Annotated in this window: 15 protein-coding genes and 3 tRNA genes; 6 read left to right on the top strand and 12 right to left on the bottom strand. The window is 63.4% G+C overall.

The features are described 5' to 3' along the window. Window positions 1–39 precede the first annotated feature (39 nt). Both NFH98_RS03665 and NFH98_RS03660 read left to right on the top strand, forming a co-directional pair. Window positions 40–1,620 carry a cryptochrome/photolyase family protein gene (locus NFH98_RS03665; RefSeq protein WP_349622234.1) on the top strand — a complete coding sequence of 527 codons (1,581 nt, stop codon included), beginning with the start codon at window positions 40–42 and terminating at the stop codon, window positions 1,618–1,620. Next, window positions 1,617–1,997 (top strand): thiol-disulfide oxidoreductase DCC family protein, encoded by a 381-nt coding sequence (locus tag NFH98_RS03660; RefSeq protein ID WP_108131327.1) that lies wholly within the window; start codon window positions 1,617–1,619, stop codon window positions 1,995–1,997. Before NFH98_RS03665 ends, NFH98_RS03660 begins: the two co-directional genes overlap by 4 nt. Window positions 1,998–2,138: 141 nt before the next feature. Here the strand turns inward: NFH98_RS03660 and NFH98_RS03655 are convergent, their stop codons facing one another. The 9 genes from NFH98_RS03655 to rnr all read right to left on the bottom strand — a co-directional run bounded on the left by NFH98_RS03655 (window position 2,139) and on the right by rnr (window position 10,322). Next, window positions 2,139–2,441 carry a DUF6482 family protein gene (locus NFH98_RS03655; protein ID WP_045992135.1) on the bottom strand — a complete coding sequence of 101 codons (303 nt, stop codon included), beginning with the start codon at window positions 2,439–2,441 and terminating at the stop codon, window positions 2,139–2,141. Between the two features lie 396 nt (window positions 2,442–2,837). Further along, window positions 2,838–3,131: a hypothetical protein gene (locus NFH98_RS03650; protein WP_045992136.1), complete on the bottom strand. Its 294-nt coding sequence runs from the start codon at window positions 3,129–3,131 to the stop codon at window positions 2,838–2,840. Between the two features lie 78 nt (window positions 3,132–3,209). Next, complete coding sequence (gene dnaB, locus NFH98_RS03645) at window positions 3,210–4,598, bottom strand: replicative DNA helicase (protein WP_045992137.1); 1,389 nt, start codon at window positions 4,596–4,598, stop codon at window positions 3,210–3,212. 209 nt (window positions 4,599–4,807) lie between these two features. Further along, the gene (rplI, locus tag NFH98_RS03640; RefSeq protein ID WP_045992138.1) at window positions 4,808–5,254 is read right to left on the bottom strand and encodes a 50S ribosomal protein L9; all 447 of its coding nucleotides are present in this window, start codon (window positions 5,252–5,254) and stop codon (window positions 4,808–4,810) included. 16 nt (window positions 5,255–5,270) lie between these two features. After that, window positions 5,271–6,122, bottom strand: a complete 852-nt coding sequence (locus tag NFH98_RS03635) for a hypothetical protein (RefSeq protein ID WP_108131326.1) — start codon at window positions 6,120–6,122, stop codon at window positions 5,271–5,273. Between the two features lie 10 nt (window positions 6,123–6,132). Continuing rightward, entirely contained in the window at window positions 6,133–6,360 is a 228-nt protein-coding gene (gene rpsR / locus NFH98_RS03630; protein WP_016853668.1) for a 30S ribosomal protein S18, read from the bottom strand. Between the two features lie 45 nt (window positions 6,361–6,405). After that, on the bottom strand, window positions 6,406–6,777 hold the full coding sequence (gene rpsF, locus NFH98_RS03625) for a 30S ribosomal protein S6 (RefSeq protein WP_045992140.1): 372 nt from the start codon (window positions 6,775–6,777) through the stop codon (window positions 6,406–6,408). A gap of 164 nt (window positions 6,778–6,941) precedes the next feature. Beyond that, on the bottom strand, window positions 6,942–7,682 hold the full coding sequence (gene rlmB, locus NFH98_RS03620; protein WP_349623103.1) for a 23S rRNA (guanosine(2251)-2'-O)-methyltransferase RlmB: 741 nt from the start codon (window positions 7,680–7,682) through the stop codon (window positions 6,942–6,944). Between the two features lie 165 nt (window positions 7,683–7,847). Next, window positions 7,848–10,322 (bottom strand): ribonuclease R, encoded by a 2,475-nt coding sequence (gene rnr, locus NFH98_RS03615; RefSeq protein WP_108131325.1) that lies wholly within the window; start codon window positions 10,320–10,322, stop codon window positions 7,848–7,850. 263 nt (window positions 10,323–10,585) lie between these two features. Between rnr and NFH98_RS03610 the strand changes: the two genes are divergently transcribed. The 3 genes from NFH98_RS03610 (at window position 10,586) to NFH98_RS03600 (ending at window position 10,976) form a co-directional block, all read left to right on the top strand. Continuing rightward, a tRNA-Leu gene (locus tag NFH98_RS03610) sits at window positions 10,586–10,672 on the top strand. A gap of 65 nt (window positions 10,673–10,737) precedes the next feature. Then, window positions 10,738–10,824, top strand: a tRNA-Leu gene (locus tag NFH98_RS03605). Window positions 10,825–10,889: 65 nt separating this feature from the next. After that, a tRNA-Leu gene (locus NFH98_RS03600) sits at window positions 10,890–10,976 on the top strand. Window positions 10,977–11,176: 200 nt separating this feature from the next. On the opposite strand, the gene NFH98_RS03595 is transcribed toward NFH98_RS03600, so the two are convergent. Next, entirely contained in the window at window positions 11,177–12,049 is an 873-nt protein-coding gene (locus NFH98_RS03595) for a DNA/RNA non-specific endonuclease (RefSeq protein ID WP_287163138.1), read from the bottom strand. 115 nt (window positions 12,050–12,164) lie between these two features. After that, window positions 12,165–12,440, bottom strand: a complete 276-nt coding sequence (locus tag NFH98_RS03590) for an Lrp/AsnC family transcriptional regulator (protein ID WP_045992143.1) — start codon at window positions 12,438–12,440, stop codon at window positions 12,165–12,167. Between the two features lie 346 nt (window positions 12,441–12,786). Between NFH98_RS03590 and NFH98_RS03585 the strand changes: the two genes are divergently transcribed. Further along, window positions 12,787–13,101 (top strand): high-potential iron-sulfur protein, encoded by a 315-nt coding sequence (locus NFH98_RS03585; RefSeq protein WP_045992144.1) that lies wholly within the window; start codon window positions 12,787–12,789, stop codon window positions 13,099–13,101. 127 nt (window positions 13,102–13,228) lie between these two features. Here the strand turns inward: NFH98_RS03585 and NFH98_RS03580 are convergent, their stop codons facing one another. Next, a complete protein-coding gene (locus NFH98_RS03580) occupies window positions 13,229–14,794 on the bottom strand; it encodes a SpoVR family protein (RefSeq protein WP_108131324.1) in 1,566 nt (521 codons plus the stop codon). Between the last annotated feature and the right edge of the window lie 37 nt (window positions 14,795–14,831).

Here is a 14,831-nt window from a genome sequence, read left to right as displayed (position 1 = left end):
GTTACTATGAAGAGGATTTGTACAATTTTTGGTGAACCCATGTCCAGATCCTTGATCTTGATCACCGGCGACCAGTTGAGCCTGGACCTCGGACTCTTGCAGACCGCTGGCGACAACGACGTCGTCGCGCTGTGCGAGGTCGCCGAGGAAGGCCGCTACGTGCCGCATCACCCTCAGAAGATCGCCATGATGCTGTCGGCCATGCGCCACTTCGCCGCCACTCTTCGCGACAAGGGCTATCGCGTCCACTACAGCGCCCTCGATGATCCGGACAACGCCCATGGCCTGCTGGCGGAGGCGGAACGCCTCGCGCAAGCCTACGACTGTTCGCGGATTGTCACCACGAGGCCCGGCGAATGGCGGCTGCTGGATGCCATGGAGCGCCGCCAAGGCGGGATACCCTGGCAATGGGTCGAGGACGACCGCTTCTACTGCACGCCTGGTGAATTCGGCGACTGGTTGTCCCATCGCCGGCAGCCTCGCATGGAGGGCTTCTATCGACTGATGCGTCGCCGCACCGGCCTGCTGATGGAGGGCGATGAACCCATGGGCGGCCAGTGGAACTTCGACAAGGACAACCGACGACCCCTGCCCCAGCACTACACGCTGCCCAAGCCTCCCCGCCACACCGTCGACGACATGACCCGTGAGGTGCAGACACTGGTGGAGGAACACTTCGATGAACACTTCGGTCGTCTGGATGGCTTCCACTGGCCGGTCACCCGACGCCAGGCGCTGGTCGATCTCAGACACTTCATCGATCACCTGCTGCCGAGCTTCGGTGACGTCCAGGACGCCATCAGCGACAGCGATCCCTTTCTCTTCCACTCGCGCCTGTCCGCTCCCATGAACCTTGGCCTGCTCAGCCCGAGAGAGGTCTGCGAGGCCGCCGAAACCGCTTATCTCGAGGGGCATGCACCGATCAATGCGGTGGAAGGTTTTATCCGCCAGATCCTCGGCTGGCGAGAGTACGTCAGGGGCATCTACTGGACCCGTATGCCGGACTACAAGAGCTATAACGCCTTGCAGGCCCGCAGGGGTCTGCCCCACTTCTACTGGAGCGGTGACACCGACATGCGCTGTCTATCCCGCGCGATTGGCATGACCCGGGACAACGCCTACGCGCACCATATCCAGCGTCTGATGGTGACAGGCAACTTTGCTCTGCTGTGCGATGTCAGCCCCGAGGCCCTGTGCGACTGGTACCTGGCGGTCTACGCCGACGCTTGCGAATGGGTCGAATTGCCCAATACGCTTGGCATGGTGTTGCACGCCGACGGTGGACTGATGGGCTCGAAGCCCTACTGTGCGTCAGGCAAGTACATCGATCGGATGTCTGACCATTGCCGCCACTGTCGCTATGACGTGAAAAAGACCCTGGGCGAAGACGCCTGTCCCTTCAACAGCCTCTACTGGGACTTTCTCGAACGTCACGCCGACACCCTGGCGAGCAATCCTCGCATGAAGCTGATCTATGGCTCGCTGCGCCGCATGAGCGATGACAAGCGCAGCGCCATGCGCCGCCAGGCCACGTCCTTTCTCGACAACCTGGCATGCGAGCCGAGCTACGGTAAGGGTCCCCACCGCGACGGCTATCGACCTCAGGGAGCGAATCCATGAATCGGTTCGAGACACTCGCCACACCGCTTGCGCTGTTTCATGATGGTCAGTGCCCACTATGCCGCAAGGAGATCGCCTGGCTGAGGCGGCATCCGCGCAGCCGGCTGATCCACTTTATCGATATCCGCGACGACGATTTTTGCGCCGAGGCCTGGGGCCAGCGCTTCGATGACATGCTGGGCAAGCTGCACCTGCGCGACGCCACGGGTCGCTGGTTCATCGGCATGGATGCCACTCGCGCATTGTACGCGACGCTGGGTCATCGCCGTTGGGTGCAGCTAAGCAGCGTACCCGGTTTGCGTGGACTGCTGGACATCGGCTATCTGGGCTTCGCCCGACTGCGCCCCTGGCTAACAGGGACTCATAGGAAGCGATGAGGCAGGTCGACACCGCCAAGGGCCCTGGCAGCTTGCGCCAGGGACTTGTTCGCTGAACGTGGGTACATCAGTGGCAAGGCAGAGACGGCGAGACTGCCGTCGAGAGGGTTCCAGCACCAGGGTGGTGTGGAACGATGTCACTCAAAACACCAGGGGCATACGTGAGGCCAGCGGTTCGGCATAGTGGGCCTCGCGACCGATCACCTCGTCGTGGGCCACGTGCTGGACCAGGTAGGCGCGGTGGATACCGGCACGCTTGAGCTCCAGGTAGACGTCGTCCAGCGAGCGGAACAACACCGGCTTGCCGCGGCGGCAGAGCATCTTGCGGGCACCTTCCACGTCTTCCAGTTCGACCTGGTAAAAACGGCTGCCGGCATGGCCGATCACGCGAATCTCGAAGTTGTCGTGGCGGCCGACAAAGGCCTTGAGATCATTAATTTCCATCGTATCTTTCGCCTCTTTTCATCCTGTCGCGACGGGGGTCCTGTGGCCCCCGCCCTCCTTATGTGACGACACTACGGCGACGAGCGTGCCGATGATATTTCGGCAGACCATGACACTCGTTTCATTTCCCTGTGCCGCGCATGTGACTCTCTGATCATGGCACAGCCTGGGCCCTTCGGGTGACATTCCCGTGACGGTGTGAAGAATTTCTCTGATCTGGATACATATTGGCCGTTTCGCGCGCACAGCGGGTTAAACGACCTCCATGATCGCGGCGGAGAAAAGGGGGTCTTCAGCGGCAGGCAGCGCCTTTGCGGGAGGAAGTGGAGAGCTTGAAGGAGGGCAAACGAAGGCCCGCGACACGAATGCTCGCGGGCGACGGATCCGGCGGTGAGACTACTGGTAGTCGGAGGGATCGATGGCCTTGCCGAGGGAGTTGCGGTCGACCCAATTGCCGGCCTTGGTCTCCTTGTAGCGAAACACCACCTTGTCGCCGATCTGCACCGGCAGCTCGGAGTCTTCTGTCTGGTAGCTGTAGTCCACGCCGTCCACTACCAGGTGATAGCGATACAGATCGGGCATGCCGAGCCATTCCTTGAACGGGCCTTCCCGTTCCACCGAGGTCAACTCACCACGGGCTTCCAGCTTGGGCGCGCGACGGCGATTGCCGCGTCGAAATCCGCCTGCCATGTCAGGTCTCCTTCACTGTGTCTGTCGAAATCGCAAGGGGCGGCATTATACGAGCCCGTCGGTCAGGCTCAAGCACGTTTATTCGCCGAAGGTATCACCGTAGCTGTCCGGCGCCAGATCCTCGAAGCGGGTGTACTTGCCGATAAAGGCCATGTGCACCGTCCCGATGGGACCATTACGCTGCTTGCCGATGATGAATTCGGCGAGCCCCTTGTTGTCGGGATTATCCGGATTGTAGACCTCATCACGATAGACGAAACCGATCAGGTCGGCGTCCTGCTCGATGGCCCCGGATTCACGCAGGTCCGACATCACCGGACGCTTGTTGGGGCGCTGCTCCAGCGAGCGGTTGAGCTGCGACAGCGCAATCACCGGGCAGCCGAACTCCTTGGCAAGCCCCTTGAGCGAGCGCGAGATCTCCGAAATCTCGCCGGTACGGTTGTCACCGAACCCCGGCACCTGCATCAACTGAAGGTAGTCGATCATGATCATCGCCAGGTTGCCGTGCTCGCGCACCACGCGACGCACCCGTGAGCGCATTTCGTTGGGCGACAGCGCAGCGGTGTCATCGATGAACAGTTGCTTGTCCTTGAGCAGGTTGACCGCCGAGGTCAACCTCGGCCAGTCCTCGTCCTCGAGCTGACCGGAGCGCACTCGGGTCTGGTCGATGCGGCCGAGTGACGACAGCATGCGCAGCATGATCGAGTCCGCCGGCATCTCCATGGAGAACACCATCACCGGCTTGTCGCTGGACACCACCGCGTGCTCCACCAGGTTCATGGCGAAGGTGGTCTTGCCCATGGACGGACGGCCGGCGACGATCACCAGGTCGGAGGGCTGCAGCCCGGAGGTCATGTCATCGAGATCGCGAAAGCCGGTCGACAGGCCGGTCATCTCGCCTTTCATGTTGAACAGCTCGTCGATGCGATCGACGGCCTTGGTCAGCAGCTCGCTCATGCCGATGGGGCCGCCGGCCTTGGGGCGATCCTCGCTGATCTGGAACACCAGCCGCTCGGCCTCGTTGACCAGCTCATCGGCAGGACGCCCATTGGGGCTGAAGGCGCCGTCGGCGATCTGGTTGGCCGCCTGGATCAGCTTTCTCAGGGTGGCGCGTTCGCGCACGATGTCGCCATAGGCGCGGATATTGCTGGCCGAGGGAGTGTTGCGGGCCAGCTCCGCCAGGTAGGCGAGCCCGCCCACGGTGTCGAGCTGGTCGCGCCCCTCCAGGGCCTCGGACAGGGTCACCACGTCCAGCGGACGGCTCGACTCGGCCAGCGCCACCATGGCGTTGAACACCAGGCGATGCTCGTAGCGATAGAAGTCGTCGGCCACCAGCCGGTCGGCGATATTGTCCCAGGCCTGATTGTCGAGCATCAGGCCACCCAGCACCGACTGCTCGGCCTCCACCGAGTGCGGCGGAACCTTCAGCGCCGCGGCTTCACGATCGATGGTCTGGACGTCACTCATGCGCTTGTCTCTTCGCTGTTGTTCACGGCGCCATGCCACTGGATCCAGGCTGTGTCCGAAAAGTCGACGAGCGCAGCCACTCTCCAGACAAGCCTTAGTCTACCCGAAGCCGGGTCCGTCGCACGATCACCCGTGCGGGCGATCGCGAGCCACAAAAAAGGGCGCGGGATGTGACTCCCGCGCCCTTGCCACTGCCGTGGGAGACGACCTTACTCGGCCACCACCACCACGCGTACGGTGGCGTCGACGTCGGCATGCAGGTGCAGCACGATGTCGTATTCGCCGGTCTGGCGGATCGGGCCTTCCGGCATGCGAACTTCGCTCTTGGCGACGTCGATACCGGCGCTGGAGATCGCCTCGGCCAGGTCACGCGGACCGATGGAACCGAACAGCTTGCCTTCGTCGCCAGACTTGGCGACCAGAGACAGCTCGATGTCGTTGAGCTGCTCGGCGCGAGCTTCGGCTTCGGCCTTGCGCTCGGCGGCCTGAGCTTCGAGCTCGGCGCGCTGGGCTTCAAAGGCAGCGATGTTGTCCTTGGTGGCCGGCACGGCGAGACCGTAGGGCACCAGGTAGTTGCGGCCGTAACCAGGCTTGACGGTGACCTTGTCACCGAGACCGCCCAGCTTGCCAATGTTGTCGAGCAGAATGACTTCCATCTCGTAAACCTCTATGTCAGTTGCTGTGACCCAGACGCCCGCGGAAGTCCGCGAAGGTATCGATCAGGGCCACAACCAGCACGATGAGAATCATGGGCCAGGTGGTGATCAGCAGCAAATAGAACGCGACCAGCCACAACCCGTTCATTCCCTTACGTCCAACTACACCATGTGTCAGGCCGATGCCTGCCATCAGCAGCGGAATCCAGGCCAGCATGCCGATCCCGGGGAGACCCAGCAGGGTGCCGGCGATCACCAGCACCACCAACAGGATCAGCTCCCTCGGGGTGAGCCGCAGGGCGTGGAACTCTTCCCGGAAACCTCCCGGGTTGTAGAGTCCCGCCTGCCAGCTGCGTGCCAGGGCCAGACAGGCCACCGCAGCGAGCATCACCACCAGACCGGTGACACCGCTGATGACCAGCTCGGCCAGCCGACTGGCGTCGAGCCCCTGGGCAGCCAGCTCGTCGAGCATGGCCGCCACCTCGGAGGAACTCTGGCGCAGCTGCTCCAGCATCAGGGCGGTGTCCGCCTTGGGCAGGAACACCCCCAGCTGGATCATCGCAGCGCCGGCCAGCGACCCCAGGATCAGCGCCTCGCCCCAGCGCATGCGGGAGCGCAGCACGATGGCCATCAACAGCGCCAGCAGGGTGGTCGCCAGAGGGATCGGATCTCCCTGGGTCCACCACCAGCCTGCCGGCACCGCCGCGGCGGCGATCACCGGCATCGCCGGTGCCATGCCCTTGCGCAAGGTCACCAGAGCGGCAATCGCCGCCCCGAACCAGAACAGCCAGGGCACCGCAGACGCCACCAGCGCGACCAGCGCCGCCTGGGGCATGCCTTTCATCGACCATCGGGCGACGGGCAGCATCGGCGACGACTTACTGGTGGCTGTCGGTGTAAGGCAGCAGGGCCAGGTAGCGTGCGCGCTTGATCGCGGTGGACAGCTGGCGCTGGTAACGGGCCTTGGTACCGGTGATGCGGCTGGGAACGATCTTGCCGGTCTCGGTGATGTAGGCCTTGAGCGTGTCCAGATCCTTGTAGTCGATCTGCTTCACGCCTTCAGCGGTGAAACGGCAAAACTTGCGGCGACGGAAAAAGCGTGCCATGGAAAGACTCCTTATACGTGCGTTGCAGAGCTAGTGATGCGCGGCTCAGGCGGATTCAGCGGTGCGCGGCTTTTCTTCGCGACGGGCACGCTTCTCTTCCACCGGCTTCATCATCGGAGACGCTTCGGTGATGGCTTCCTTGCAGCGCACCACCAGGCTGCGAATGATGGCGTCGTTGAAACGGAAGATGTTCTCGATTTCCTCGAGGGTCTCGCCGCTGCACTCGACGTTCATCAGCACGTAGTGAGCCTTGTGGATCTTGTTGATCGGGTAGGCCAGGTGACGGCGGCCCCAATCCTCGAGACGGTGAACAGTACCGGCGTTCTCGGTGACGATGCTGGTGTAGCGCTCGACCATGGCCGGAACCTGCTCACTCTGGTCCGGGTGGACCATGAAGACGATCTCGTAGTGACGCATGGATTCTCCTTTCGGTTTGGCAGCTTCCGCAGGGGCCTGAGTAGTCTCGGCGCCGGGGGAAGCAAGGAGTGAATAACAATTAGCCTGTCCCGCGCAGAACGCACGGGCGCCCAGATTCTACGGAGTTGTGATCAGGGTTGCAAGCCGATGCTGGGGCGACACCGTCACCCGCGGGCCTTGAGCTCGCGCTGGCGCACCACCTCGAACAGACAGACGCCGGTGGCCACCGACACATTGAGACTCGAGACGGTGCCCGCCATGGGCAGCTTGACCAGGGTGTCGCAGGCCTCCCGCGTCAACCGACGCATGCCCTTGCCCTCGGCCCCCATCACCAGCGCCATGGGCCCGGTGAAGTCGGCAGCGAAGACGCTGGCATCGGCCTCGCCGGCGGTACCGGTGATCCACACCCCTTCTTCCTTCAGTCGCGCCATGGCGCGGGCCAGGTTGGTCACCTGATAGACCGGCACGCTCTCGGCGGCACCGCAGGCCACCTTGCGCACGGTGGCGTTGAGCGGTGCCGACTTGTCCTTGGGCACGATCACGCCGTGCACCCCGGCGGCGTCAGCACTGCGTAGACAGGCGCCGAAGTTGTGAACGTCGGTGACACCATCGAGGATCAGCAACAGCGGCGGCGTCTCCAGTGGCCAGGCCTTGAGCTTGTGCCACAGGGACTCCTCGCCCTCCGGCGCCAGTGGCGGACAGAACGCCACGATACCCTGATGGGAGGCACCCTGGGAAAGGCCGTCGAGCTCTTCACGAGGAACGCTCCTGAGCCTGGCGCCGCGACTGCGCGCGGTATCGACCAGCTCACTCAGACGACGCCCGGCGTCGCCCTCCTGCACCCACAGTTCCTTGGGTGATTCGCCACGCTCCAGCAGCGCCCGGACGGCGTGAACGCCGAACACACTGTCGAGGCCGTTCGGCACTGCCGGACCATGCTGACCACGCCCCTTGCCACGCGCCTGAGTACGCGCCTGGTCATGCGTCTGGGACTGGCTCTGGCCGTGGCGACGGCGTCTGGAATCATGCTTGGCCACGGGCGGCCTCCTGGTCAATCATCACGCGGGTGTTCATCCCTTGTTGCCACGCCGCGGACCGCGGCGCCGACGTCCGCCCTTCTTCTTCGGGGCGTCCTGTTCGCCGACCCCGGAGGGGCCGTCGGCACGGCGCTTGGTGTCGCCCTGGGCCGACCTGCCGCCCCGCCCCTTGCTGGCCTGGGCGGGCTTGTCACCTTGCCCATTGCTACGCCCCTTGCCCTGCGCGCCTGCGTCGCGACGCTTGCGCGGTGCCCGACGAGGGCGCGGCTTGTCGTCGGCCATCTCGAAGTCGATCTTGCGCTCGTCGAGATCGACCCGAGCCACCTGAACGGTGACCCCATCGCCCAGACGATAGCTGGTGCCGGTACGCTCGCCCTTGAGACGATGCTTCTCGGGCTCGTAGTGGTAGTAGTCCGACGGCAAGGAGGTGACGTGGACCAGTCCCTCGACATAGAACGCGTCGAGGCGCACGAAGATACCGAACTGGGTGACCGAGGCGATGGTACCGTCGTAGACCTCGCCGAGCTTGTCGGACATGAACTCGCACTTGAGCCAGCCCTCGACGTCACGGGTGGCGTCGTCGGCACGACGCTCGGTCATCGAGCAGTGCTCGCCAAGTTCGAGCATCTGCTCGAAGGTATAGGGACACCACTTGGTCGGCGGCTCCACCGGCGCTCCCTCGGCGCGCAGCACGGTGTTGGTCTGGCGCGGTCCGCGGATCACCGAACGAATGGCGCGGTGCACCAGCAGATCGGGATAGCGACGAATCGGCGAGGTAAAGTGGGCGTAGGCCGGGTAGGCCAGGCCAAAGTGGCCCTCGTTGTGGGGCGAATACACCGCCTGACTCATCGAGCGCAGCATCACCGTCTGGATGATGTCGGCATCGTCGCGGCCCTTGATCGCCTCGGCCAGGTCACGGTAGTCCTGGGGCGTCGGCTCATCACCACCGCCGAGTGACATGCCGATCTCGTTGAGGAACAGCCGCAGCTTGTCCAGGCGTTCCGGCGACGGACGCTCGTGGATACGGTACAGCGCCGGCAGGTCGTGCTTGTCGAGGAAGCGCGCGGTGGCAACGTTGGCCGCCAGCATGCACTCCTCGATGATCTTGTGGGCGTCGTTGCGCGAGCGCGGCACGATCTTCTCAATCTTGCGCTCGTCGTTGAAGACGATGGCGGTCTCGGTGGTCTCGAAGTCGATGGCACCCCGTTCGGTGCGCGCTTCTCGCAGCAACTGGTAGAGGCTGTGCAGGTTCTTCAGCGACGGCACCAGCGACTTGTACTCCTGGCGCAGGGCCTCGCCTTCCTCCCCCTCGTCCTGAAGGATCGCCGCCACCTTGTTGTAGGTCAGCCGGGCATGGGAACGGAACACCGCCTCGTAGAAGCGATAACGGCTGATGGCCCCGGTCTTGGAGATGTTGAGCTCGCACACCAGCGCCAGACGATCGACGTCCGGATTCAGCGAGCACAGTCCATTGGACAGCAGCTCCGGCAGCATCGGCACTACCTGCCCCGGGAAGTACACCGAGTTGCCGCGGGCGATGGCCTCCTGATCGAGCGGGCTGCCGGGACGCACGTAGTGCGACACGTCGGCGATGGCGACAAGGAGCTTCCAGCTGCCCGAACGCGTCTTGTAGGCACACACCGCGTCGTCGAAGTCCTTGGCGGTCTCGTCATCGATGGTGACCAGCGGCTTGTCACGCAGGTCGATGCGGTGGAGCTTGTCCTCCTCGGCGACCTCGGCGGACATGCTGGCGATCTGGTCGGTGACATCCGGCGGAAACTCGGACGGGATCTCGTAGCTTCTCAGCGCGATGTCGATCTCCATACCGGGATCCATACGCTCTCCCAGCACCTCGATGACCTCACCCACCGGCTGCACCCGGGTCTCGGGCTGCTTGACGATGCGTGCCGAGATGACCTGGCCGTCCTGGGCGCCACCACAGGCGCTGTGCGGGATGATCACCTCCTGGGTGATCCGATTGTTCTCGGGGATCAGTACCCCGAACTCGGGAGTATTCTCGCGATACACACCGACGATGGTCTGGGTGTTGCGCGCGATGACGTCCACCACCGTGGCCTCGTCACGGCCCCTGCGATCGCGTCCGCTGATGCGCACCAGCACGTGGTCACCGTGAAACACCCGGCGCATCTGTCGCGGGGGGATCACCAGATCAGGCTTCTTGCCGTCGTCGCGCAATAGAAAGCCGAAACCGTCCCGATGCCCCAGCACCTTGCCCTTGATCAGATCAAGCTTGTCGATCAGCGCATAGGCGTTGCGACGGTTGCGCAGCACCTGGCCGTCCCGCTCCATGGCGGACAGGCGGCGACGCACCGCCTCGCGCAGGTCCTCGTCATCGAGACCCAGCTGATCGCTCATGGCCTCATGGGTCACCGGCGCCCCGATTTCCTCGAGCCGCTTGAGCAGGTATTCGCGGGACGGGGCGGGGTTGTCGTACTTGTGGGCTTCGCGGAGAGCGTGTTCGTCGGCGTCGAGCGTCCAATGGGTCATGCGAAAGGCATCCTTGGCAGGGTCGAGGACGGCAGGTGAGCGCCGACTCCCGGGCGCGAGCGTGCGGTCTTGTCGAAAATTTGTCGTAACATGCGCGCAGTATAGCGCTGGCGCGGCCTTGACCCAACCATAAGCGCCCGTGGATAGACCCACCGCCCACCGAGGGCCCATTCAGGCAATGGTCACAACGGCAAAAAAAATCGCGCGATTCCTTATCGAGACGCTTGCATTATTCAGATGATTCGGTAACATACGCGCCACTTGCCCAGATGGCGGAATTGGTAGACGCGCTAGCTTCAGGTGCTAGTGTCCTTATGGACGTGGAGGTTCAAGTCCTCTTCTGGGCACCAACGATCCTTCGGGATCACGACGATGCAAGTCGTCACGCTCTTTGTCAGTCAAGCAGCACGTGTTCGCCCAGGTGGCGGAATTGGTAGACGCGCTAGCTTCAGGTGCTAGTGTCCTTATGGACGTGGAGGTTCAAGTCCTCTCCTGGGCACCATCGACTCGTCAGGGTCGACGAACACGACAGACTGATGCAAGATTGACAAGAGAATCGCATGACATGCCCAGGTGGCGGAATTGGTAGACGCGCTAGCTTCAGGTGCTAGTGTCCTTATGGACGTGGAGGTTCAAGTCCTCTCCTGGGCACCATCGTCATGCAGACAACGGATCCGCATTGGATCGACAAGAACCCGCGCCTCGTCGCGGTTTTTTTGTGTCTGAAATCTGCACCGATCCCAGATATCCCTCTACCTCACCTTCCTCTTGCCCTATCCCTCTGCGCCCCCTCCTGACGCAGCAGAACAGCAACAGGCGACCCGACGGTATTGCGCTACCCGCGACTTCGCCCCCTAATCAAATCGCGAGGGCAACTCCGCCACCTGGGACAACGCCCAGTCGCCGACACCCGCGACCGACTCCCAGTCAGATTCCTGACTCGCCGGCAGCCGCGGCAGGAAATTCAGCCCGGTGCTTGCTTCTACCTCGTCGATGCTGACCAGAAACTGCTTGAGCGACTCGTCGCCACGCACGTCCTGGGGCATGATAAATGCCACCGCCAGCGGCGTATCGCCCGGCACCACCACGATCTTGTAGAACGCCACCGGCACCTCGACGAAGCCGACGCGATCGAGTAGACGATCGATCTCGAGATCGGTGATTCGTGTCTCGGCGTAGATCGGGCCGGTGATCACCTGCAGCCGGCCGAAGCGCGGCAGAAAGTGGTCCATCACCACCTCCTCCAGGCGCTGCCACAGCTGCCGATTGAGCGCGGGCTTCTGCGGCATCATGTTGCTCATCAGAAAGCTGTCGTCCTGGGCGTCCTCTCCCCACACCTTGGCCATGGCGTAGTTCGGGGCCAGGTGGCCACGGTCGTAACCACTGCCCGAGTAGCTAGAGGTGCTGACAGGCCACAGCGTGCGCCAGTCCTGGCGGAAACCGGGTCGCGGCCCGATCTGCCGATCCCCGCTCTGGCGTAGCTCATAGCTGACCCACAGCGCACCGACGCGGACATCCGACCATCCCAGCAGATAGCCATCGTTACGCATGACGCGGGTGAAGGACAAGACGCCGGGCTCGGCCCACTCGGTTACCCCCATCCAGCTCATGCGATCACGGTAGCCCTGCTCTGTGCTGTGCCACAGAAAGGCACCCGCGGCGACCAGCACCAGCGAGACAAGGAGGTTTCGGGGGCGGGGTATCAGGCGATCGAGTGAAAGGTCCACACGCTTCCTTGATGCAAAGAGTCACGAGATGGCGAAGAGGTGCTGGTCGCCGGCGCGTCGAACGAGCGGCGTTGCGCCGGCCCGGCGCAGTCACCGGGCCGCCGACGCGATCTTGCTACCACCCCAGCGAGAACATGGTCTCCAGGTCGTGACGGGAGTGCACCTGCATGGCGTTGAGGGTCTCGGTGTCGGCGATCCCTTCCACCGCGTTCAGGCGCCCGGTGACGAGTTCGGCCAGGCTCTCGAAATCACGGGTGCGCGCGATCGCCACCAGGTCGTAGCGACCGCAGGTGGAGTACACCTCGCTGATGCCGTCGACCTCGGCGAGGCGCTCCGCCACCGCCTTGACCTGGCCCTTTTCGGCATTGATCAGGATCACTGCATTCTGCATGGTCGCCCTCCTTCGATGTCCGTCTTCGCCAGGCCAACCAAGCCCACGGCACAGACGGCAAGATGTGGTGTGCTCGCGGCGCAGTATATCAGCGCCGGCGCGGCACGGGCAGCACCACCCGACAGGCACCACCTGCGTGGCGGATTGCCGCAGCGGAGTAGCGAGGATTCGCCAAGACTCAAAGGCTTAGCTAATCTGAATGTTCAGCGCCGCCTAGAGCGCACGAGGTCGCCCAGGCTCACCGGGCACACTCGATAACATCGGTCCAGCAGAAACGGGCCCAACCAAGACCGTTCGACTATCGACTTCGATCACCATCGATCGAGCCACAACGAGGAGCCCCACCATGGCCAAGCACAGCCGCCGTGACTTCCTGCGCCACAGTCTGCTGGGCATCGCCGCCCTGCCTCTGGGCGCTGGCGTACTGTCCCGCACCGCCCTGGCCCAGAGCCTGCCGCGCCTGGATACCGACAACGCCCAGGCCAAGGCGCTCGGCTACGTCGAGAACGCCAGCGACGCCAGTGGCAACGCCGCCTACGAAGAGGGAGAGACCTGCGCCAACTGCATGTTCTTCAACGCCGAGACCGAAGGCTGCCAGCTGTTCCCGCAGAACAGCGTGGAGCCGGGCGGGTGGTGCCAGTCCTGGACCGCCAAGCCCTGACGTCTGGCTGACCAGCGTCGGATTCACCAGGGGTAGGCTGAAAAGAGCGCGCCCCTGAGCCACACCAGAACGACAACACCCCGGGCCGATGGCCCGGGGTGTTGTCGTTTGCCGCTCTTGCCGAGTCTCAAGCGCCTTCTTCGCTGTCCGGCAGCGGCCACTGATAGCGACGCACCACCTCATCGCCGTCCCAGGACTCCAGCTTGACCGGAAAGCCCCACAGTTGATGCAGATGACGGATCACCGGATAGACACTGCGTGCCAGCGGTCGCCGCTGATCCTGCACGTGGCGCAGCGTCAGCGAACGATCACCACGGATATCCGCCTCATAGACCTGAATATTGGGCTCACGCAGCGACAGCGCATACTGCGTGGACAGCGCCTCGCGCACCCGCCGGTAGCCTCGCTCATCATGGATGGCGCCGACCTCCAGGGTCTCCTCCTGGTCATCGTCGACGATCTGGAACAGCTTCAGATCGCGGATCACCTTGGGCGAGAGAAACTGCTGAATGAAGGACTCGTCCTTGAAGTTGCGCATGGCAAAGTTCAACGTCTCGCGCCAGTCACTGCCGGCGATGTCGGGGAACCACTCGCGGTCCTCGTCATTGGGCGCCTCGCAGATACGCTTCAGGTCGGTGAAGATGGCGAACCCCAGGGCGTAGGGGTTGATGCCGTTGTAGTAGGGGCTATCGAAGGCCGGCTGACTGACCACGGCGGTATGCGACTGCAGGAACTCGAGGATCAGCCCTTCGTCCACCGCGCCCTCGTCGAACAAACGATTCATCAGGGTGTAGTGCCAGAAGGTCGCCCAGCCCTCGTTCATCACCTGGGTCTGGCGCTGGGGGTAGAAGTACTGGGCCAGCTTGCGCACGATACGCACCACCTCACGTTGCCAGGGCGCCAGCAGCGGAGCGTTCTTCTCGATGAAGTACAGCAGGTTTTCCTGGGGCTCCGGCGGATAACGCCCGCCACCTCGCAGCCCCAGCGGATCGTCCTCGGACGCCATGGGCTCGGCGATGCTGCCCACATCACCGGTTGGAATGGTGCGCCACAGGGTGTTGACCTGGGTCTGCAGGTAGTCTTCGCGTTCCTGCTGACGGCGAGCCTCCTCCTCGGGAGATACCGGGGACGGACGCTTGTAGCGGTCGACGCCATAATTCTGCAGGGCGTGACAGGCGTCGAGCAGCTGCTCCACCGCCTGGACACCGTGGCGCTCTTCGCACTGGCTGATGTACTTGCGGGCGAACACCAGGTAGTCGACGATCGAGGAGGCGTCGGTCCAGGTCCGAAACAGATAGTTGCCCTTGAAGAAGGAGTTGTGGCCATAGCAGGCGTGCGCCATGACCAGCACCTGCATCATCAGGGTGTTCTCTTCCATCAGGTAGGCGATGCAGGGATCTGAATTGATCACCAGTTCGTAGGCCAGCCCCATCTGACCACGCCGATAGGCCTGCTCCACCGCCAGAAACTGCTTGCCGAAGGACCAGTGGTGATAGCCCACCGGCATGCCGACGCTGGCGTAGGCGTCCATCATCTGCTCGGTGGTGATGATCTCGATCTGGTTGGGGTAGGTATCGAGCCGGTACTCGTCTGCCAGTCGCGCGATCTCGGCCTCGAACTCGGTGAGATCGTCAAAGCTCCAGTCGGAGCCGGTGGCGATGGGCTTGGCGTGGCGCTTGGTCAAGGTGGTCATGGAGCTCCCCTCCTCTCCGGGGCTCTATCATCGCCCG

It is taken from the genome of Halomonas sp. H33-56 (assembly GCF_040147035.1).
GTDB lineage: Bacteria > Pseudomonadota > Gammaproteobacteria > Pseudomonadales > Halomonadaceae > Halomonas > Halomonas litopenaei.
This window is presented reverse-complemented; position numbering and strand designations above follow the sequence as displayed.